At 61.2% G+C, this 19,935-nt stretch carries 18 protein-coding genes and 4 tRNA genes; 7 read left to right on the forward strand and 15 right to left on the reverse strand.

The window, feature by feature from the left end; translation table 11 throughout:
* The first annotated feature begins 130 nt into the window (after positions 1 to 130).
* The 3 genes from N436_RS16045 to N436_RS16055 all read left to right on the forward strand — a co-directional run bounded on the left by N436_RS16045 (position 131) and on the right by N436_RS16055 (position 2,960).
* Positions 131 to 928: a TatD family hydrolase gene (locus N436_RS16045; protein ID WP_105947912.1), complete on the forward strand. Its 798-nt coding sequence runs from the start codon at positions 131 to 133 to the stop codon at positions 926 to 928.
* Positions 929 to 1,037: 109 nt separating this feature from the next.
* Complete coding sequence (locus tag N436_RS16050; RefSeq protein WP_110741536.1) at positions 1,038 to 2,516, forward strand: methyl-accepting chemotaxis protein; 1,479 nt, start codon at positions 1,038 to 1,040, stop codon at positions 2,514 to 2,516.
* A 75-nt stretch (positions 2,517 to 2,591) separates the two neighbouring features.
* Positions 2,592 to 2,960 carry an Mpo1-like protein gene (locus tag N436_RS16055; RefSeq protein ID WP_110741537.1) on the forward strand — a complete coding sequence of 123 codons (369 nt, stop codon included), beginning with the start codon at positions 2,592 to 2,594 and terminating at the stop codon, positions 2,958 to 2,960.
* 118 nt (positions 2,961 to 3,078) lie between these two features.
* On the opposite strand, the gene N436_RS16060 is transcribed toward N436_RS16055, so the two are convergent.
* The 3 genes from N436_RS16060 to N436_RS16070 all read right to left on the reverse strand — a co-directional run bounded on the left by N436_RS16060 (position 3,079) and on the right by N436_RS16070 (position 5,023).
* On the reverse strand, positions 3,079 to 3,876 hold the full coding sequence (locus tag N436_RS16060; protein ID WP_110741538.1) for an acyl-CoA thioesterase II: 798 nt from the start codon (positions 3,874 to 3,876) through the stop codon (positions 3,079 to 3,081).
* 86 nt (positions 3,877 to 3,962) lie between these two features.
* A complete protein-coding gene (locus N436_RS16065; RefSeq protein WP_110741539.1) occupies positions 3,963 to 4,730 on the reverse strand; it encodes a CHAD domain-containing protein in 768 nt (255 codons plus the stop codon).
* Positions 4,731 to 4,744: 14 nt separating this feature from the next.
* The gene (locus N436_RS16070; RefSeq protein ID WP_003250254.1) at positions 4,745 to 5,023 is read right to left on the reverse strand and encodes a lipoprotein; all 279 of its coding nucleotides are present in this window, start codon (positions 5,021 to 5,023) and stop codon (positions 4,745 to 4,747) included.
* Positions 5,024 to 5,203: 180 nt separating this feature from the next.
* Here N436_RS16070 and N436_RS16075 point away from each other — a divergent pair, with 180 nt between their 5' ends.
* On the forward strand, positions 5,204 to 6,244 hold the full coding sequence (locus tag N436_RS16075; RefSeq protein WP_016714767.1) for a patatin-like phospholipase family protein: 1,041 nt from the start codon (positions 5,204 to 5,206) through the stop codon (positions 6,242 to 6,244).
* Positions 6,245 to 6,458: 214 nt separating this feature from the next.
* On the opposite strand, the gene N436_RS16080 is transcribed toward N436_RS16075, so the two are convergent.
* From N436_RS16080 to N436_RS16110, 7 genes are all read right to left on the reverse strand, one after another.
* Positions 6,459 to 8,330, reverse strand: coding sequence for a SurA N-terminal domain-containing protein (locus N436_RS16080; RefSeq protein WP_110741540.1), 1,872 nt, complete (start codon positions 8,328 to 8,330; stop codon positions 6,459 to 6,461).
* Between the two features lie 181 nt (positions 8,331 to 8,511).
* Positions 8,512 to 8,784, reverse strand: coding sequence for a nucleoid-associated protein HU-beta (hupB, locus tag N436_RS16085; RefSeq protein ID WP_003250246.1), 273 nt, complete (start codon positions 8,782 to 8,784; stop codon positions 8,512 to 8,514).
* A 152-nt stretch (positions 8,785 to 8,936) separates the two neighbouring features.
* On the reverse strand, positions 8,937 to 11,333 hold the full coding sequence (gene lon / locus N436_RS16090) for an endopeptidase La (protein WP_110741541.1): 2,397 nt from the start codon (positions 11,331 to 11,333) through the stop codon (positions 8,937 to 8,939).
* Between the two features lie 164 nt (positions 11,334 to 11,497).
* Positions 11,498 to 12,781: an ATP-dependent Clp protease ATP-binding subunit ClpX gene (gene clpX / locus N436_RS16095; RefSeq protein ID WP_003250242.1), complete on the reverse strand. Its 1,284-nt coding sequence runs from the start codon at positions 12,779 to 12,781 to the stop codon at positions 11,498 to 11,500.
* A gap of 108 nt (positions 12,782 to 12,889) precedes the next feature.
* On the reverse strand, positions 12,890 to 13,531 hold the full coding sequence (gene clpP, locus N436_RS16100; protein ID WP_003250240.1) for an ATP-dependent Clp endopeptidase proteolytic subunit ClpP: 642 nt from the start codon (positions 13,529 to 13,531) through the stop codon (positions 12,890 to 12,892).
* A gap of 91 nt (positions 13,532 to 13,622) precedes the next feature.
* A complete protein-coding gene (gene tig, locus N436_RS16105) occupies positions 13,623 to 14,936 on the reverse strand; it encodes a trigger factor (RefSeq protein WP_104835176.1) in 1,314 nt (437 codons plus the stop codon).
* Between the two features lie 247 nt (positions 14,937 to 15,183).
* Positions 15,184 to 15,483 carry a DUF6388 family protein gene (locus N436_RS16110; protein ID WP_105947907.1) on the reverse strand — a complete coding sequence of 100 codons (300 nt, stop codon included), beginning with the start codon at positions 15,481 to 15,483 and terminating at the stop codon, positions 15,184 to 15,186.
* Between the two features lie 207 nt (positions 15,484 to 15,690).
* Between N436_RS16110 and N436_RS16115 the strand changes: the two genes are divergently transcribed.
* Both N436_RS16115 and N436_RS16120 read left to right on the forward strand, forming a co-directional pair.
* The gene (locus N436_RS16115; protein ID WP_110741550.1) at positions 15,691 to 16,047 is read left to right on the forward strand and encodes a type II toxin-antitoxin system RelE/ParE family toxin; all 357 of its coding nucleotides are present in this window, start codon (positions 15,691 to 15,693) and stop codon (positions 16,045 to 16,047) included.
* Entirely contained in the window at positions 16,044 to 16,346 is a 303-nt protein-coding gene (locus tag N436_RS16120) for an XRE family transcriptional regulator (protein ID WP_105947906.1), read from the forward strand. Before N436_RS16115 ends, N436_RS16120 begins: the two co-directional genes overlap by 4 nt.
* A 74-nt stretch (positions 16,347 to 16,420) precedes the next feature.
* On the opposite strand, the gene N436_RS16125 is transcribed toward N436_RS16120, so the two are convergent.
* The 4 genes from N436_RS16125 to N436_RS16140 form a co-directional block, all read right to left on the reverse strand.
* A tRNA-His gene (locus N436_RS16125) sits at positions 16,421 to 16,496 on the reverse strand.
* Positions 16,497 to 16,540: 44 nt separating this feature from the next.
* Positions 16,541 to 16,625, reverse strand: a tRNA-Leu gene (locus N436_RS16130).
* A 52-nt stretch (positions 16,626 to 16,677) separates the two neighbouring features.
* A tRNA-His gene (locus N436_RS16135) sits at positions 16,678 to 16,753 on the reverse strand.
* A gap of 41 nt (positions 16,754 to 16,794) precedes the next feature.
* Positions 16,795 to 16,871 (reverse strand) — tRNA-Arg (locus N436_RS16140).
* A 270-nt stretch (positions 16,872 to 17,141) separates the two neighbouring features.
* Between N436_RS16140 and folD the strand changes: the two genes are divergently transcribed.
* Positions 17,142 to 17,996, forward strand: a complete 855-nt coding sequence (gene folD / locus N436_RS16145; protein WP_016714772.1) for a bifunctional methylenetetrahydrofolate dehydrogenase/methenyltetrahydrofolate cyclohydrolase FolD — start codon at positions 17,142 to 17,144, stop codon at positions 17,994 to 17,996.
* 186 nt (positions 17,997 to 18,182) lie between these two features.
* Here the strand turns inward: folD and N436_RS16150 are convergent, their stop codons facing one another.
* Positions 18,183 to 19,922 (reverse strand): ABC transporter substrate-binding protein, encoded by a 1,740-nt coding sequence (locus tag N436_RS16150; protein WP_110741542.1) that lies wholly within the window; start codon positions 19,920 to 19,922, stop codon positions 18,183 to 18,185.
* Positions 19,923 to 19,935 lie beyond the last annotated feature (13 nt).

Below are 19,935 nucleotides of genomic sequence, written 5' to 3' on the forward strand. Positions count from 1 at the left end.
GGCATCCATGGGTTGCACCGCCAAGTGAGAAATGACGGTAAAAGACCACGGCAACAGCATGAAGTTCTTGGTTTTTTCAGAAAAACGCGGTTTTTGCTATGCTGGCCGCCCCGCGGCACGAGATAGCACCATGCAACTGATCGATATCGGCGTCAACCTGACCAACAGCAGTTTCCACGACCAGCAGGCAGCCATTGTCGAGCGCGCGCTTGAAGCCGGTGTAACGCAAATGGTGCTGACAGGCACCAGCCTGGCGGTCAGCGAGCAGGCACTGGAGCTGTGCCAGCAGCTGGATAACAGCGGCGCGCACCTGTTCGCCACGGCAGGCGTACACCCTCACGATGCCAAGGCCTGGGATGCCGGTAGCGAGCGCCAGTTGCGCCAACTGCTGAATGAGCCGCGCGTGCGTGCAGTGGGAGAATGCGGCCTGGATTTCAACCGCGACTTCTCCCCTCGCCCGCTGCAGGAAAAAGCCCTGGAAGCCCAGCTCGCCCTGGCTGCGGAACTGCGCCTGCCGGTGTTCCTGCATGAGCGCGATGCCAGCGAGCGTTTGCTGGCAATCCTGAAAGATTACCGCGACCACCTGACCGGCGCGGTGGTGCACTGCTTTACCGGCGAACGCGAGGCGCTGTTCGCCTACCTGGACATGGACCTGCACATCGGCATTACCGGCTGGATCTGCGACGAACGCCGTGGCACTCACCTGCACCCGCTGGTAGGCAACATTGCCGAAGGCCGGCTGATGCTGGAAAGCGACGCCCCCTACCTGCTGCCACGCAGCCTGCGGCCCAAGCCGAAGAACGGGCGCAACGAGCCGGCGTTTTTGCCAGAGGTGTTGCGTGAGGTCGCCTTGCACCGGGGCGAATCAGCCGAGCATACGGCTGCCCACACCACCGCAACGGCGCGGGCATTCTTCCAGCTTCCCTGAGCCCTGCGTGCGGGCTGTTGATATGTATCAACATCTTGCTGGGTAGATACAGGCACAATGATGGCACCTTGCCAATATTGTTTCCGCTCAACTCAGAGAAGACCTGCCCATGGGTGCCTGGCTTAGCAATGTTTCCCTGAAGTACAAATTCTGGGCCGTCAACGCGGTGGCCTTTGTCACGACCTTGCTGCTGGTGCTCTACGCCGTGCACCTGGAACAGCGCGCCCGCGCCGAGGTAGCACAAGCCCAGGCGGCCGCACAGGCCCAGCTGATAGCCGCCTGGCCGGCTGGGCAAGCACTGCCCCGCCTTGCCAATGTCATCAGTTGGCCTGCAGGGCAAACGCCGACGTTCGCCGGCGAGGCGCTCGACCCCCTGCGCAACGCCCAAGGCTGGGTCGAACTGCCAGGCGCCTGGGTCCTCGGAGAAAACCCGCTGCGCGGCGCACAGGTGCTGCGCAACGGTGACCAGCACGTGGCCGTGGTGGCCCAGTCGCCAAGCCTGCGCCAGGTGTTCTTCGACCGCTTCAGTAACTACGCGGTGTGCGTGCTGATCCTGATGCTGGCCATGCTTGGCGCTTCGCAGTTGCTGATCCGCTTCCTGCTCAGCCAGCTCAACACCTTGAAAGACGTGATGCTGCATGTGGAGAAAACCGGTGACCTGGCTGCCCGCGTGCCGCTGGCCTGCGGCGACGAGGTCGGCCAGATGGCCGGGGCCTTCAATGCCATGCAGGCCACCTACCACCGGGTCGTCAGCACTGTTGCCCACACGGCGGCACAACTGGACTCCGGCGCCGCACGCCTGGCCGCCAGCATGAGCGACGTGCGCCACGGCATGCTCGGCCAACAAAGCGAAACCGACCAGGCCGCCACCGCGATCAACGAAATGTCGGCGACGGTACACCACATCGCCCAGCATGCCGGTGCCACCCGCGACCTGTCGCAAACCGCCGACACCTTGGCCGGCAGCGGCAAAGAGGTGGTCAGCCGGGTACAGGACTCGATTTCCGGGCTTTCCAGCGGCGTGCAGCAAACTGCCGAAATGATTCGCCAGCTGGCCGACGACAGCCAGAAGATCAACGGCGTGGTCAGCGTGATCCACAGCATCGCCGAGCAAACCAACCTGCTGGCGCTCAACGCTGCCATCGAAGCGGCCCGTGCTGGCGACCTGGGGCGCGGCTTTGCCGTGGTGGCCGATGAGGTGCGCAACCTGGCCAAGCGCGTGCAAACCTCTACCGACGAAATCACCACCATGGTCTCGGCCCTGCAATCGGGCACCCGCGATGCGGTGGAGTTCATGCAGGAAAGCTCTTACAAAGCCGACGACTGCGTGCGACAAGCCCAGGAGGCCGGCGAAGCGCTGGCCGAGATTACCGGCGCAGTGGCGCAGATGCGCGAAAGCAACACCCAGATCGCCGTGGCCGCCGAGCAACAAAGCCAGGTGGCCGAGGAAATGAACCGCGCCGTGGTGAGCATCCGCGATGTCACCGAGCAGACCGTGCAGCAGACGGTGGGCTCGGCCACCACCAGCAGCGAACTGGCGACCCTGGCCGGCGAACTCAGCAAGGCCATTGGCCAGCTCAAGCTATAGTCACCATAGCCAGCCTCGATTGGCCCCCGCCCGGGGGCCGCACTAAGCTTTGGGCATGACTGTGAGGAAATGCCCATGAGCAAGCGTCTGCCCAACCTGCCCGCCTGGCAATGGCGTGGCTACCACCATAACCACCGCCACCCGGCTAACCTGGTGCTGCACCTGATTGCCGTGCCGCTGTTCATCCTTGGCGCGCTGTTGGTTCTGTCCGGCCTGTTCGCCCTGGACCTGGGGCAGATTGCTGTCGGCGTGATCGCCCTGATTGCGGGGCTTGGCTTGCAGCGCCAGGGGCACCGGCTGGAAGCCGAGCAGCCTGAGCCGTTCGCCAATCGTCAGGACGTCGTGCAGCGATTGCTGACCGAGCAGTTCATCACCTTTCCGCGCTTTGTGCTGAGCGGGGCGTGGTGGAAGGCCTGGCGGGAGCGGCATAAACACCGGCATTGATGCCAAGGGGCTGCTTTGCAGCCCAATCGCGACGCAAGGCCGCTCCCACAGGAATCGCGCAGTCCCTGTGGGAGCGGCCTTGCGTCGCGAAAGGAGCGCGCAGCGCTCCCAGGAGTGATCAGGCAAATACGGTCACGGTCTGTCGGCTCAGGGCCAGCAACTCGCCCTCTGCCGTCCAAAGGGCGGCCGCCGCATGCCCATACCCGTCCCGCGCATGTTCGGTTTCCACGCAATAGCGGCACCAGTCCAAGGTCGACAATTTCGCCGTAGGCTGGATGAACTCGATGGTCCAGGTCAGCGTACTGCCAGCAGCCGGTTGCTTGAGAAACGGCATCAGGCTCGGCGGCCAGGCATCGACCAGCGCCAGCAGGTGTGCTTCATTGACCTGTTCTTCTGCCACATCCCGCAACCGCACCCAACCGCCCATCTTGCGCGACTGATTGCCACTGAACGGCAACCCGCCCACCGCCCAGCGCAAGGCGACATGGCGCATGAACTCGGGTATGACGCCCTTGATATAGGGCAGTTCGGGTGCGGCGTCTTCAAGCGCTTTCATTTCCATGGCCGGTAATGCCGGTACATCGACCACAGATGGCCGCCCCGCGCCGAAATTGCCTTGCACCAAGGTCACCACCTGGCCATCCTGGACCGCGCGGCCCAGCAAGGTGCTGACAGCCTTGCCTTCGCGCAGCACCTCCACCTCGAAGCGAATTGGCACGTCCGCGGCCGCAGGCGCTACAAAGCTGATGGCCAGCGAGCGTACCGGGCGGCTGTCGGTGAGCTTCAGGCGCATGGCCTCATAGACCATGGCCGCCATCAGCCCGCCAAAGGCAGCGCGGCCCTGGGCCCAGCTAGGCGGGATGCTGACGGCTTCCGGGTTGGCTCGCACAGCGTCGAGCAGTTGGTTGAAATTCATGGGCCGGCTCCTGCCTGCAGAAAGGGTCTGCCCATCCTAGCCAGCAAACCCTGGGCGATCAGCCCGCATATCGGTCATTGTTCGGGCTAACGCCGCGCCAGTGCCTGCAACAAGGCATCCAGCGTCACGTCCGACTGGCGCTCGGCTTCGTGCAACTCTTGCTCCCAGTCGGCCTGGCAGGGGGCAAGGTCTGCGTGGTCGCGCGCCTGCAGCAGCCACTGCAGGCGGTCATGCCAGTCCCCCAGGTCGCCCTGCGCCGTTTTCAGCAAGCGCTGCAGCTTTTTCCCGGCGTGGTCGAGCTGCGGGTACGCTTCATCGCCATAGCGCGCACGCTTGATCAGCAAGCGCAGGCGGTGACGGTCGTGAGCCGGATCCTGCAAGGCTTTGTGCAATGTACGCCACTGCTTGACCAGCCGCTTGTCGATGCGCTTGCCCAGTGACTGGGTCAGCCCCTCGCGGCCGGCTGCCCGCAGAAACAACGGAAACGCGTCGACAATCGCCAGCACACGCGCCAGCTGCGGGCTGGCAGCGACACTGGCGAAGGTCCTGTCCCGCCCTTCCAGACGCCGCTGCCCGACCGCGACGTGGCCGCGCCCGATCAGTTCGGCTGCCAGCACCTCACGATCGCGCAGCGGCGTGGTCAGGGTACCCAAGGCGCTGGCGGCCTCCTCCAGCTGTTCCACGCCTGGCAACCCGCGCAGAGGCCTGAGCAGGCTGCGCAGACGGCGCAAGGTGATACGCAGGTCATGCAGCGCCTCGCTGTCGGTATTGGCAGCCAGGCGCTCGCGGCACGCCAGCAGGCGTACCTGCACGGCCAGCATCTGGGCAACTACATGATCGAGCATGGCAGACATAAGACGCTCCTCGGTCAGCGCCCGGCGCGAGACTCACGAATGTAGAACCGCGCCTTCTCAGCCTTGCGGGTACAGCTTTCGTAGCCTTCGAACTGCTGCTGGGTCTTCGCGCCGGTCAGCAGCGACAAGGCTTTGGAGTAGCTCACGGCACCGGCAAAGCCTTCGGCCTTGGCCAGGTCCAGCTCCTTCCAGGCGGCATCCAGCTGGGTGGCGCAGCTGTCACGGTAAGCCGTCTTGCCCGCGCAGCCTGCCAAGGCCAGGGCAATCAGTGGAAGGCAGATCCAGGCTTTCATCGGTATGACCTCAATGGTAAAAAAACGGTGGCTGTTCGACGCCCGGGCAACTGAAAAGTGCCCGGCCCAGCCAACTTTGCGTGGCCAGCATTATCACAGTAGCTCAGCGCGATCTACATTGAAGCACAGGCCGCCAAGGGTGCATTGTAGGACCATGGTTGCACGGCCCGAGGAATGTTCATGAGTAAACGCGTGGCACTGGTACTGGGATCGGGCGGCGCCCGGGGATATGCGCACATTGGCGTGATTGAGGAAATCGAGCGCCGGGGCTACGACATCGCCTGCATCGCCGGCTGCTCCATGGGTGCGGTGATTGGCGGCATCTACGCCGCTGGCAAGCTGGAGGACTACCGCAACTGGATCGAGAGCCTCGACTACCTGGATGTACTGCGCCTGGTGGACGTGAGCTTTCGCCTCGGCGCCATTCGTGGCGACAAGGTGTTCGGGCAGATCCGCAAGATCGTCGGCGAGATCAACATCGAACAACTGCGCATCCCCTACACGGCGGTTGCCGCCGACCTTACCAACCAGCAGGAAATCTGGTTTCAGGAGGGTTGCCTGCATCAGGCCATGCGCGCCTCGGCGGCCATCCCCAGCCTGTTCACGCCAGTGATGCAGGGCAATCGCATGCTGGTAGACGGCGGCATCCTCAACCCGCTGCCGATCGTGCCGGTGGTGTCCAGCCACTGCGACCTGATCATCGCGGTCAACCTCAACGCCACCAACCAGAAGCAGTATCAATTGCCGGTGATCGAGCGCCCGGCGGCGTTCAAGATGCGTTTTGACTCCCTGCTGAGCTCATTGGGCTCTCGCTTGCCGTTCCGGCGCAAGCCGGCAGAGGAGCTGATACGCATCGAACAGGAGATCGTTGCCGAAGGGCTGGCGCCGCCGAACCCGTGGCTGGCAGATGCCGCCAACCCGGAAGGCCAGCAACCGGCAGCGGCACCCGAGCGCGAGGGGGCGCCCAAGTCGGCGACCGGCTCGTTCATCATTGACAACGTGGGGCCGGCTTCGCTGCTGGATTTGATCAACCAGAGCTTCGAAGTGATGCAGACCTCGCTGGCGCAGTACAAGATCGCCGGCTATCCACCGGATGTACTGATCAACGTGCCCAAGCGGGTGTGCCGGTTTTTCGAGTTTTACAAGGCGCCAGAGCTGATTGCCCTGGGGCGGGAGATTGCGCGCGATACGCTGGATAACTATGAAGGGGTGAAGCGCTAACGCAGGAGCAAGCGCTCGTTGTGGGAGCGGCCTTGTGTCGCGAAAGGGCCGCAAAGCGGCCCCATCAATCTCCGCGGTGAAACTGAAAATGTGGGGCTGCTGTGCAGCCCTTTCGCGACACAAGGCCGCTCCCACAATGACCGCGCGTCCCTTTGAGTGAACAGAAATGAAACAGGCCGCACGAGGCGGCCTGTTTCTTCATGCAGCGATCACCTTAGTAACGGGTGATGTCTGCATTGGCTTCCAGCTGTTTGCGATAAGCCGCAAAGTCCTGCTGGCCAGCACGCGACGCGAGGTAGCGGCGGATCTGCTGCTTCTCTTCGTCGGTGGCGGTAGCGCCTTCGTTAACACCATTGAGCTGCAGCACCACCAGGCTACCGTCACGCAGCACTACGCTGCCGTAAACCGGCTTGTCCTTGGCTTGCGGCTTGCCGAGGCGGAACAGTGCCTGCAGTTCGGCCGGGTCAATACCGTCCTCGCCACGGGTCACAGCCTCATAGGCCTTCCAGCCCTGCCCTTCATGCACGCTGCCCGCTGCGATGGAGCCGTCACGCAGGCCGGCAATCAGCTTGTCTGCCTTGGCCTTGAGTTCGGCGGTCGCCTTGTCTTTGGCCAGCTGCTCGCTGATGTTCTTGGCCACGGCCTCCAGCGGCAGTTGCTCTGGCTTGCGGTGCTCCTTGACGCGCAGTACCACGGTGGTTTCCGGGTCGAGCTCGATGGCGGTGCTGTTGGCACCTTCGTCCAGCACTTCTTCGGAGAACGCAGCCTGTACCACCGAACGGTTGGCAGTGATGCCTTCGCCACCCTCGCGGCCGAAGGCTGCGGAGGTGTGCACCTTGAGGTTCAGGTCCTGGGCCGGCTGAGCCAGGTCGGAAGCCTCGTAGGCCGCATCCTGCAACTGCTTGCTGGCGTCGACGTAACGCTGCTCGACCAGCGGAATCTTCAGGTCGCGGGTCAGCTTGTCCTTCAGGCTGGCGAAGCTCGGTACTTCCGGAGCCTGCACACCCAGCAGCTTGATCAGGTGGTAGCCGAACTCGGTACGCACCGGTGCCGATACCTGACCATCCTGCAGCTTGTACAGCGCCTCTTCGAACGCCGGGTCGTAGACACCAGGGCCGGCGAAGCCAAGGTCACCACCGTTGTTGGCCGAACCTGGGTCCTGAGAGAACTCCTTGGCCAGCGCGGCAAAGTCTTCACCCTTGGCCAAGCGCTGTTCGATCTCTTCGGCACGGGCTTTGGCCTGTGCGTCGGTGGCCTTGTCGTTGACCTCGATGAGGATGTGCGCGGCATGGCGCTGTTCCGCGAGGTTGGCGATTTCCTTCTCGTACTGAGCCTTGAGCTCTTCGTCAGTCACGTTGACCTGGTCGAAGAACGCCGACTTCTTCAGCTCGATGTAGTCGATCACCACCTGGTCAGGCGACATGAACTCCTTGGCGTGCTGGTCGTAGTGCGCCTTGACCTCTTCGTCGCTGACCTTGACCGAGGCCGGGTCGGCCTTGAAGGTCAGGGAAGCGAAGTCGCGGGTCTGCTTCTCCAGGCGGGCGAAAGCATCCACCTGCTGGTCGGTGACGAAGCTGCTGCCGGCCAGGCCGGTGCGCAGCTGGCCGATGAGCATTTCTTCGGCAAGCATGTCACGGAACTGCATGCGGCCGTAGCCCATCTGGCGGATGACCTGGTCGAAACGGTCAGCGCTGAACTTGCCGTCCACCTGGAATTCCGGCGTCTGCAGGATCACCTGATCCAGCGCGGCCTCGGAGAAGGCGAACTTGGCATCTTCGGCGCCTTGCAGCAGCAGCTTGCGGCTGATCAGGCCCTTGAGGGCCTCTTCACGCAGCAATTTGTCATCCAGCAGCGCCGGGTCGAAATCCTTGCCCAACTGTTGCATCAGCTGACGGCGCTGCATGTCGGCGGCCTGGCTCAGCTCATTCTGGCTGATGGTCTGGCCGTTCACCTTGGCGGCGTCCTGGCTATGGGTGGCGGCCTGGAAAATGGCTTCAAAGCCGGTCAACGCCATCAACACGACGATAAGGCCGATGATGGTCTTGGCAATCCAACCTTGTGAATTGTCCCTGATATTTTGCAGCATGCGTCCCCCAGAAACGGCTGTACCACTGCGTCGACAACCGCGGAGCGTGGGTAGAATCCTGATAAAAGAAAGGCGCATCCGAGGATGCGCCTTTGCTTAGCAAACGTGTCAGGCGGGAACGTTTGCGCCCCGCCATCACCGTGCTCGGACCAGGCCAGGCCGGGTCCGGCTGAAAGACGACTTAGTTGACGGCGTCTTTCAGGCCTTTGCCTGCCTTGAAACCTGGAACCTTGGCGGCTTCGATCTTGATCGCCTTGCCGGTTTGCGGGTTACGGCCGGTGCGCTCGGCGCGCTCCTTGACCGAGAAGGTACCGAAGCCAACCAGTACCACATCGTCACCTTGCTTCAGGGCGCCGGTGACGGATTCGATGACTGCGTCCAGCGCACGGCCGGCTACAGCTTTCGGGATGTCAGCAGATGCGGCGATAGCGTCAATCAGTTCCGACTTGTTCACTCTAAGTCCCCTTATTTCTCTATTGAGTTTGTTTCTAAGTATGTAATGAAAAGCTTATGAAACGTGCGCTGGGTGGCCTGATGACAATAGCGTGCCGCTTTATAGCAAGGCCCCGAAAAAACTGTCAAGGAAAGCCCCCCAGCCAAAAACTACTAATGCGTGCTGATTCTTTCCTTAGCATCGCCGTCGCGCTTTTCATCTTTCGCGACAATCTCCGGAGCCACATCTGGCAAGGGCTCCGGGGCGTATTGCAGCGCAATTTGCAGGACTTCGTCAATCCATTTGACCGGTTTGATCTGCAGATCCTGTTTGATATTTTCAGGAATCTCCTTCAAATCGCGAACATTCTCCTCGGGAATGATCACCGTCTTGATCCCGCCACGGTGTGCCGCCAGCAGTTTTTCCTTCAACCCGCCAATGGCCAGCACCTGGCCACGCAGGGTGATTTCGCCGGTCATGGCCACATCGGCGCGCACCGGAATCTGCGTCAGCGCCGACACCAGCGCGGTGCACATGCCGATACCGGCACTTGGCCCATCCTTCGGCGTAGCGCCTTCCGGCATGTGGATATGCACGTCATGCTTCTCGTGGAAGTCGGCGGCAATACCCAGGCTGCGGGCGCGGCTACGCACCACGGTCTGTGCGGCAGTGATCGACTCGACCATCACATCGCCCAACGAGCCGGTCTTGATCAGCTGGCCCTTGCCGGGGATGACCACGGATTCGATCGTCAGCAGTTCGCCGCCCACCTGGGTCCATGCCAGGCCGGTGACCTGGCCGATCTGGTCCTGCTGCTCGGCCAGGCCGTAGCGGAACTTGCGCACGCCCAGCAGGTGTTCCAGCTGCTCGCTGGCCACCTTGACCTTGACCTGCTTCTGCCCGGTATGTTCCTTGACCACCTTGCGGCAGACCTTGGCGATTTGCCGCTCCAGGCCCCGCACACCGGCTTCGCGGGTGTAGTAACGGATGATGTCGCGGATCGCCGAAACGTCGACTTCCAGCTCTTCTTTCTTCAAGCCGTTGGCCTTGACCTGCTTGGGCACCAGGTACTTGACCGCGATGTTGATCTTCTCGTCCTCGGTGTAGCCCGGCAGGCGGATGACTTCCATACGGTCGAGCAACGCTGGCGGGATATTCATCGAGTTCGAGGTGCACAGGAACATCACGTCCGAGAGGTCGTAGTCAACCTCCAGGTAGTGGTCGTTGAAGTTGTGGTTCTGCTCCGGGTCGAGCACTTCCAGCAGCGCCGAGGCCGGGTCGCCACGCATGTCGCTGCCCATTTTGTCGATTTCATCGAGCAGGAACAGCGGGTTGCGCACGCCCACCTTGGTCATCTTCTGGATGAGACGGCCTGGCATGGAGCCAATGTAGGTGCGGCGGTGACCACGAATTTCGGCTTCGTCACGCACGCCACCCAAGGCCATGCGCACGAACTTGCGGTTGGTAGCGGCCGCGATCGACTCGGCCAGCGAGGTCTTGCCGACGCCGGGAGGGCCGACCAGGCACAGCACCGGGCCACGGATTTTCTTGACGCGTTTTTGCACGGCAAGGTATTCGAGGATGCGTTCCTTGACCTCTTCCAGGCCATAGTGGTCGGCATCGAGAATTTCCTCGGCCTTGGCCAGGTCCAGGCGCACTTTGCTCTGGGCCTTCCACGGCACCTGCACGAGCCAGTCGAGGTACGAACGCACCACGGTGGCTTCGGCCGACATCGGCGACATCTGCTTGAGCTTGTTCAGCTCGGCCTGGGCCTTGGTGAGGGCATCCTTGGGCAGGCCAGCGGCTTCGATGCGCTTTTTCAGCTCTTCGACTTCGTTGTGGCCTTCATCGCCATCGCCGAGTTCTTTCTGAATGGCCTTCATCTGCTCATTCAGGTAGTACTCGCGCTGGCTGCGCTCCATCTGCTTCTTGACCCGGCCGCGAATGCGCTTTTCGACCTGCAGCAGGTCGATTTCGGCATCCAGCAGCGCCAGCACGTGCTCGACACGGGTTGGCAGGTCGACGATTTCGAGAATTTCCTGCTTCTGTTCGATCTTCAGGGCCATGTGGGCGGCCATGGTGTCGACCAGACGCCCTGGCTCTTCGATGCTGTTCAGCGAAGACAGCACTTCGGCAGGGACCTTCTTGCCCAGTTGCACGTACTGCTCGAACTGCGACAGCAACGTGCGCACGAACACTTCCGACTCGCGCTCGGCGGCGTCGGTTTCGTCGATCAGGGAGACTTCGGCACGGATGTGCCCTTCTACTTCGGTGAAACGCTCGACAGCGCCACGCTGCTCGCCTTCGACCAGCACCTTGACGGTGCCATCAGGCAGCTTCAGCAGTTGCAGCACGGTGGCAACGGTACCGACGCGGTACAGGGCGTCCTCGCCCGGGTCGTCGTCGGCCGGGTTTTTCTGGGCCAGCAGCAGGATCTGCTTTTCGCCCGTCATCGCGGCCTCAAGGGCCTCGATGGATTTTTCGCGCCCCACGAACAGCGGGATAACCATGTGCGGGTAAACAACGACATCGCGCAATGGCAAAAGAGGCAAGTCGAGGGTGGTCTTCATGATTTCGCCTCTACAGCGGCCTTATGGCCGGAAACCGGTGGAAATGATGCTTGGACCTAATGTGGGGGTACGGTTGGGAAATTACAAGCGCTAGCGCAGGAAAAGCAGAAAGGGGCCCGTAGGCCCCCTCCTTGCTTGCAACCGTGAACCGGCCTTTGCCTGAATCAGGCGTCTGGCGCGGCCTTGGCTTGCGGCTCGCTGTTCTCGTAGATCATCAGCGGCTGCGAGGTACCCTCGATGACGCTCTCATCGATCACCACCTTGCTGACATCCTTCTTCGAAGGGATCTCGTACATGGTGTCGAGCAGCACGCCTTCGAGGATCGAACGCAGGCCACGGGCGCCAGTCTTGCGCTCCAGGGCCTTGCGGGCAACGGCCTTGAGTGCATCACTGCGGAACTCGAGGTCGACGCTTTCCATCTCGAACAGCTTGGCGTACTGCTTGGTCAGGGCATTCTTCGGCTCGGTGAGAATCTGCATCAGCGCAGCCTCGTCCAGCTCGTCGAGGGTCGCCAGCACCGGCAGACGGCCGACGAATTCCGGAATCAGGCCAAACTTGACCAGATCGTCCGGCTCGACCTCACGCAGGGACTCGCCAACCTTCTTGCCCTCTTCCTTGCTGCGCACTTCGGCGCCAAAACCGATACCACCTTTGGTGGAGCGGTTCTGGATAACCTTTTCCAGGCCCGAGAACGCACCACCACAGATGAACAGGATGTTGCGGGTATCAACCTGCAGGAATTCCTGTTGCGGGTGTTTACGGCCACCTTGCGGTGGAACCGAAGCCACGGTGCCTTCGATCAGTTTCAACAACGCCTGCTGCACGCCCTCGCCCGAAACGTCACGGGTGATGGACGGGTTGTCCGACTTGCGCGAGATCTTGTCGATCTCGTCGATGTAGACAATGCCCATCTGGGCCTTTTCCACGTCGTAGTCGCACTTCTGCAACAGCTTCTGGATGATATTCTCGACGTCCTCACCCACATAACCGGCTTCGGTCAGGGTGGTGGCGTCGGCAATGGTGAACGGTACGTTCAACAGGCGTGCCAGGGTTTCGGCGAGCAGGGTCTTGCCCGAGCCGGTCGGCCCGATGAGCAGGATATTGCTCTTGCCCAGTTCGACTTCGTCACCCTTCTTGTCACGCTGGTTCAGGCGCTTGTAGTGGTTGTACACCGCTACGGCCAGCACCTTCTTCGCGCGCTCCTGACCAATGACGTACTGGTCCAGGATGCCGCTGATTTCTTTCGGCGAAGGCAATTTGTGCGCGCTGCTCTCGGCCTGGGCTTCCTGCACCTCCTCACGGATGATGTCATTGCACAGGTCGACGCACTCGTCGCAGATAAATACCGAGGGCCCGGCAATCAGTTTGCGCACTTCGTGCTGGCTTTTGCCGCAGAAGGAGCAATAAAGCAATTTGCCGCTGTCCTCGCCGTTACGGGTGTCAGTCATTCGATCGATCCAATCCGGTAGGCTTGCAACACAAGATGAAGGCAATTGCGGGCTTTTTCAAGTCCGCAGGTAGGCGCTTTGCGCACCTACCTGCTCTGGCACCCCGGTTCAGGAGGCCAGTTGCCGCTTGTCGTAGACCGAGTCGATCAGGCCGTACTCGGCCGCGCGCGAGGCGCTCATGAAGTTGTCACGCTCGGTGTCGCGCTTGATGGTCTCGAGCTCCTGGCCGGTGTGGTAGGCCAGCAGCTCGTTCAGACGGGCCTTGATATTGAGGATTTCCTGGGCATGGATCTCGATATCGGTCGCCTGCCCCTGGAAGCCGCCCAACGGCTGGTGAATCATCACGCGCGAGTTCGGCAGGCAGTGACGCTTGCCTTTGGCACCGGCAGCCAGCAGGAAGGCGCCCATGCTGCAGGCCTGGCCGATGCAGATGGTCGAAACGTCCGGCTTGATGAACTGCATGGTGTCGTAAATCGACATGCCGGCGGTGACGGAGCCACCCGGCGAGTTGATGTACAGATGGATATCCTTGTCCGGGTTTTCCGCTTCAAGGAACAGCAGTTGCGCAACGACGAGGTTGGCCATGTAGTCCTCTACCGGGCCGACCAGGAAAATTACACGCTCCTTCAACAGGCGCGAGTAGATGTCGTAAGCGCGTTCGCCACGGGCGGACTGCTCGATAACCATCGGGACCAGGCCGCCTGCGGCCTGGATGTCAGAGCTCTGCTGAATATAAGAATTGCGGGACATGTCCTGCGCTCACTCCCAAATAGTCATGGCTTGAATACGCACAAGCCAGCTCGAAGGCTGGCTTGTGGGGGTTTCCTACGAGAGAACCGTATTACTCAGCTTCGGCAGGAGCCTGTGCTGGTTTAACGGCATCTTCGTACGAGACCGACTTGTCGGTCACAGTCGCTTTCTGCAGAACAGTATCTACAACTTGTTCTTCCAGCACAACCGAACGCACTTCGTTCAGTTGCTGGTCGTTCTTGTAGTACCAGGCGATGACCTGCTCAGGCTCTTGGTAAGCCGAAGCCATTTCTTCGATCATTTCGCGAACCTTGGCGTCGTCCGGCTTCAGTTCGAACTGCTTGACCACTTCAGCAACGATCAGGCCCAGCACAACGCGGCGCTTGGCTTGCTCTTCGAACAGCTCGGCTGGCAGTTGCTCTGGCTTGATGTTGCCACCGAACTGCTGAACAGCCTGCACGCGCAGACGGTTGACTTCGTTTTCCAGCAGGGCTTTTGGCACTTCGATCGGGTTGGCGGCCAGCAGACCGTCCATGACCTGGTTCTTGACCTTGGTCTTGATCGCCTGACGCAGTTCACGCTCCATGTTCTTGCGAACTTCGGCGCGGAAGCCTTCCAGGGTCGATTCCTTGATGCCGAACTGGGCGAAGAATTCTTCGTTCAGCTCTGGCAGCACAGGGGCGGCAACGCTGTTGACGGTGATGGTGAACTCAGCGGCTTTGCCAGCCAGGTCCAGGTTCTGGTAGTCCTCTGGGAAGGTCACGTTGACAACGCGCTCTTCGCCAGCCTTGGCGCCAACCAGGCCGTCTTCGAAGCCCGGGATCATGCGGCCGGAGCCCAGTACCAGCTGGGTGCCCTTGGCCGAACCACCGGCGAATACTTCACCGTCAACCTTGCCAACGAAGTCGATGTTGACCTGGTCGTCGTTCTGCGCAGCGCGCTCAACGGCTTCAAAGCGGGTGTTCTGCTTGCGCAGCACTTCCAGCATGTTGTCCAGGTCGGCGTCAGCCACTTCGGCGCTCAGGCGCTCGACGTTGATTGACTCCAGGCCGGCAACGGTGAACTCAGGGAACACTTCGAAGATGGCGACGAATTCCAGGTCCTTGCCCTTTTCGAAGGACTTTGGCTCTACAGCCGGAGCGCCAGCCGGGTTCAGCTTCTGCTCGACGATGGCTTCGTAGAAGGAAGCCTGGACCAGGTCACCGAAAGCCTCTTGACGGGCATCGGCCTCGAAGCGCTGACGGATCACGCTCATTGGCACCTTGCCTGGGCGGAAGCCGGCAACCTTGGCGCGCTTGGCAGTCTGTTGCAGACGCTTGTTGACTTCGTTCTCGACGCGCTCGGCCGGAACGGCGATGGTCATGCGGCGCTCGAGAGCGGAAGTGTTTTCAACAGAAACTTGCATGGATATTCCTCGTTGCACAGACGTTAGCCGGCGTTAGCCCGACTCCAGAATCAAGGGCAAGCATTCTAGTGAGTCGCGCAGCAGAAGTCACCCCACTCGGGACGACGGGAAACCACGCCGGTCGATTAACTTTCAAGGCCCGCACGGCGCACCGCCAGGCCTGTTTCAATACGGGCCGCACGACACCCGGGGCGCCCTACAGCCGAAATACCTTGTCAAACAACTGCCAACAACGATTTCGCTTCCTTTATTCAGGGTCGATTTCGTTGAACTGGCAGTACTCTTCCCATTCCATCCCCAGCGCCTCGGCCACCTCACGGTGCGTTTCCAGGCGCATGGCCTGCAGCTGCTCCGGGGTTTCGGCGATCAGTTGCAGCGCCAGCTCCCAGGGCTGAATGCCCTGCTCGCCGGCGGCATCTTCGAACGCCCACTCGATCTGCTGGGCCTGTTCGCGCGCATCCAGCTCGCGGATCTCTTCGAGCAGCTGCGGGTTGGCTTCGGCAAAGCGCTGCAGCGCCAGGGCCTGACGGGCTTCTTTTGCAATCATCGGGCTATTCCTCTGCCTGTCAAACAGGCCGGTGTTTCAACCGGCTGAAATCTAACAGCTTTTATTGGGGTGTCACCAGCGGATTGCAAGGGGACAGGCCGTATTGATTTACCGCCCGGCGAATAGCCTTACAACATCGCAAGAAATGCCCCATGGCACGAGCACGCACCCTCGGCTTGAATGGAGCACCTTTTTTGGTACACTTCCATGGACAGGAACAACCCGCCACTCAAAGCCCGCTTCTTCTGCACCGAAGCCGGCAATGAACCCGTACGCGAATGGCTGGCATCCCTCCAGCGCACCGACAAATACCTGATAGGCACCGAGATCAAGACCATTCAGATTGGCTGGCCGCTCGGCATGCCCCTTGTCAGAAAGCTCGACAAAGGCTTATGGGAAGCCCGGATAAACCTGACAAGCCGGATCGCTCGGGTTCTTTTCACCGTGAATGGAAACACCATGATCCTGCTTCACGGCTTCATCAAGAAAAGCCAGAAAACACCCGCGCCAGACCTGGCCACCGCCAGACAGCGCAAAGCCGCCATAGAGAGGCACCCGCAATGAATCCACATATCGGCACCGACTTCGACGACTTCCTGGCAGGCGAGCAGCTTGCCGAAGAGGTTTCTGCAGCCGCCCTCAAGCGCGTGATTGCCTGGCAAATCGCTGAAACCATGAAAGCGCAAAAGATGAGCAAGAAGGCGCTGGCGGAGCGCATGCACACCAGTCGAACCGCAGTAGACCGCGCCCTGGACCAGAATGACCCCGGCATGACACTGGCAACCCTGGCCAGCGCAGCGCGAGCCCTGGGGCAGCGCGTAGAGGTTCGCCTGGTACCGGAGAACAGCCCTACCCTCGCCTGAGCAGTGAAAACGCCCGCCAAAACCCAAAACAAAAAGGCGCCCGATCTCACGATCAAGGCGCCTTTTCAAGAATATGGGGTGGACGATGGGAATCGAACCCACGACAACTGGAATCACAATCCAGCGCTCTACCAACTGAGCTACGCCCACCATATTGCAGTCTTGCGATGTTGCGGTACAACCTTACAGAAGCATGGTGCGGACGAAGAGACTCGAACTCTTACAGCTTGCGCCGCTGGAACCTAAATCCAGTGTGTCTACCAATTTCACCACGTCCGCGTAACGCTTAAAACAAAGGCGCCAGATGCTATCGAGGCGCCCTTGAAGAATATGGGGTGGACGATGGGAATCGAACCCACGACAACTGGAATCACAATCCAGCGCTCTACCAACTGAGCTACGCCCACCATATTGCATTACCGCCTACTTGCGTGCCAAAGCTGCCTAATGGCGCACCCGGCAGGACTCGAACCTGCGACCATCCGCTTAGAAGGCGGATGCTCTATCCAGCTGAGCTACGGGCGCTTAAGCTTGAAGCCTAACCGAACGAGACTTTAACAGATAACTGCTAAACCACTCATTCTGCCCGACTTAGCCAACCAGTGCTAGGCTGTGCCCGACAAGTGCGGCGAATCTTATAGTCGACCCTGTAACTCGTCAACACCTTTTTAAAAAAAATTTAAATTATTTAAGGGGTTAGGGGATTTGCCCGACCACCCGCCTTTGCCCGTGGGCCGTGTCGTGCGAGAATGCGCGCTCTTTATTGTTTCCTTCTCGATGGTTAATCACGCGTCTATGACTGCACACCTAATCGATGGCAAGGCGATCGCCGCCAACCTGCGCAAGCAGATCGCTCAACGTGTCGTGGAGCGTCGCCAGCAAGGCCTGCGTACGCCGGGCCTGGCAGTGATCCTGGTCGGCACCGACCCCGCCTCCCAAGTCTATGTCTCGCACAAGCGCAAGGACTGCGAAGAGGTCGGCTTCATTTCGCAGGCGTTCGACCTGCCCAGCGAAACCTCGCAGCAGGCCCTGACCGAGCTGATCGACCGCCTCAATGACGACCCGGCTGTCGACGGCATCCTGCTGCAGTTGCCGCTGCCGGCGCACCTGGACGCCTCGCTGCTGCTCGAACGCATTCGCCCGGACAAGGATGTGGACGGTTTCCACCCGTACAACATCGGTCGCCTGGCCCAGCGTATCCCGTTGCTGCGCCCGTGCACACCGAAAGGCATCATGGCCCTGCTGGAAAGCACCGGTCAGGACCTGTACGGCATGGATGCAGTGATCGTCGGCGCCTCCAACATCGTGGGTCGCCCGATGGCCATGGAACTGCTGCTGGCCGGCTGCACCGTCACCGTCTGCCACCGCTTCACCAAGGACCTGGCTGGCCATGTCGGGCGCGCCGACCTGGTGGTCGTGGCTGCCGGCAAACCGGGCCTGGTCAAGGGTGAGTGGGTCAAGGAAGGCGCTATCGTCATCGATGTGGGCATCAACCGCCAGGAAGACGGCAAGCTGGTCGGCGACGTGGTCTACGAGACCGCCCTGCCACGTGCCGGCTGGATCACGCCGGTGCCGGGTGGCGTCGGGCCGATGACCCGTGCCTGCCTGCTGGAAAACACGCTGTATGCGGCGGAAGAGCTGCACAAGTAAGTCGGCGTGAAATGAAAACGGCACCTCTGGCAGGTGCCGTTTTTTTTGCCTGCGGTTCATGCATTGGCCTTGCCGGCCTCTTCGCGGGCTTGCCCGCTCCCACAGGAACCCCACTCCCCTTGAGAGCGATGCAGTACCTGTGGGAGCGGGCGAGCCCGCGAAGAAGCCAGCGTGGTGCTTAGGCGATCACTTCCTGGCCGCCTCCCACGACTTCAACAGTTCGTTGTAGCTGACCGTCTCCCCCTTGGGCTTCTCGTTGGCCAGCTTCGGTTTCGGAGCACCCGGCTGGTCGAACCAGTACTGGGCATCCTTCTCCGGGTTCAGCTTGGGCGCACAGGTGGCCTGGGCATTGGACCGCTGCAAGCGTTCCATCATGCGGTCCTGGTCCCGCGCCAGGCCATCCAGCGCTTCCTGCGGGGTCTTTTCTCCACTGGCCACCTCGGCGATATGGCTCCACCACAACTGCGCCAACCGTGGATAATCCGGTACGTTGGTACCGGTAGGCGTCCACTGCACCCGTGCCGGGCTGCGGTAGAACTCCACCAGCCCACCGAGCTTGGGCGCGAGGTCGGTCATGGCCTGGGAGTTGATGTCCGACTCACGAATCGGCGTCAGGCCGACGATGGTCTTCTTCAGCGACACCGTCTTGGAGGTAACGAACTGGGCATACAGCCACGCTGCCAGGCGTTGCTTCTCGGGGGTGGACTTGAAGAACGTCCACGAACCCGTGTCCTGATAGCCCAGCTTCATCCCCTCCTCCCAATAAGGCCCCTTCGGCGAGGGCGCCATGCGCCACTTCGGCGTGCCATCGGCATTCACCACCGGCAATCCAGGCTTGGTCATGTCGGCGGTAAACGCGGTGTACCAGAAGATCTGCTGGGCGATGTTGCCCTGCGCCGGCACCGGCCCCGCCTCGGAGAAGGTCATGCCCTGCGCTTCCTTGGGCGCATAGGCACGCATCCAGTCCACGTACTTCTGGGTGGCATATACAGCGGCCGGGCCGTTGGTGTCGCCGCCACGGGTGACACTGGAGCCCACCGGGTGGCAGTCCTCCACGCGAATGCCCCATTCATCCACCGGCAGGCCGTTGGGCAGCCCTTTGTCGCCACCGCCGGCCATGGAGAACCAGGCATCCGTGAAGCGCCAGCCCAGCGACGGGTCTTTCTTGCCGTAGTCCATATGGCCATAGACGCGCTTGCCGTCGATTTCCTTGACGTCTTCGGTAAAGAACTTGGCAATGTCTTCATAGGCCGACCAGTTCACCGGCACACCCAGCTCGTAGCCGTACTTTTCCTTGAATTTGGCCTTCAGCTCGGGCCGCTCGAACCAGTCGGCGCGGAACCAGTACAGGTTGGCGAACTGCTGGTCGGGCAACTGGTAGACCTTGCCGTCCGGGGCGGTGGTGAAGGAAATGCCGATGAAGTCCTTCAGGTCCAGGGTCGGCGAGGTGTAGTCCTTGCCTTCGTTGGCCATCAGGTCGGTGATCGATTCCACCTTGCCGTAGCGAAAGTGCGTACCGATCAGGTCGGAGTCGTTGACCCAGCCGTCGTAGATGTTCTTGTCCGACTGCATCTGCGTCTGCAGTTTCTCCACCACGTCGCCTTCCTGGAGCAGGTCGTGGGTCAGCTGGATGCCGGTGATTTCGCTGAAGGCCTTGGCCAGCACCTTGGACTCGTATTCATGGGTGGTGATGGTTTCCGACACCACGTTGATCTTCATGCCACGGAACGGCTCTGCGGCCTTGATGAACCACTTCATCTCGGCCATCTGCTGTTCCGGGGTAAGCGTCGAAGGCTTGAACTCGCTGCCAAGCCATTTCTTCGCTGCATCCTCGTATTGGTCGGCCCAGGCTGTGCCATGCACGCTGGTCAGCACCAGCAACGCGGCCAGGGTCAAATGTCGCGTCTTGTGCTTGTTATCGAACATTGTGATCTCCCGT

Source organism: Pseudomonas sp. RV120224-01b (assembly GCF_003208145.1).
Lineage (GTDB): Bacteria > Pseudomonadota > Gammaproteobacteria > Pseudomonadales > Pseudomonadaceae > Aquipseudomonas > Aquipseudomonas monteilii.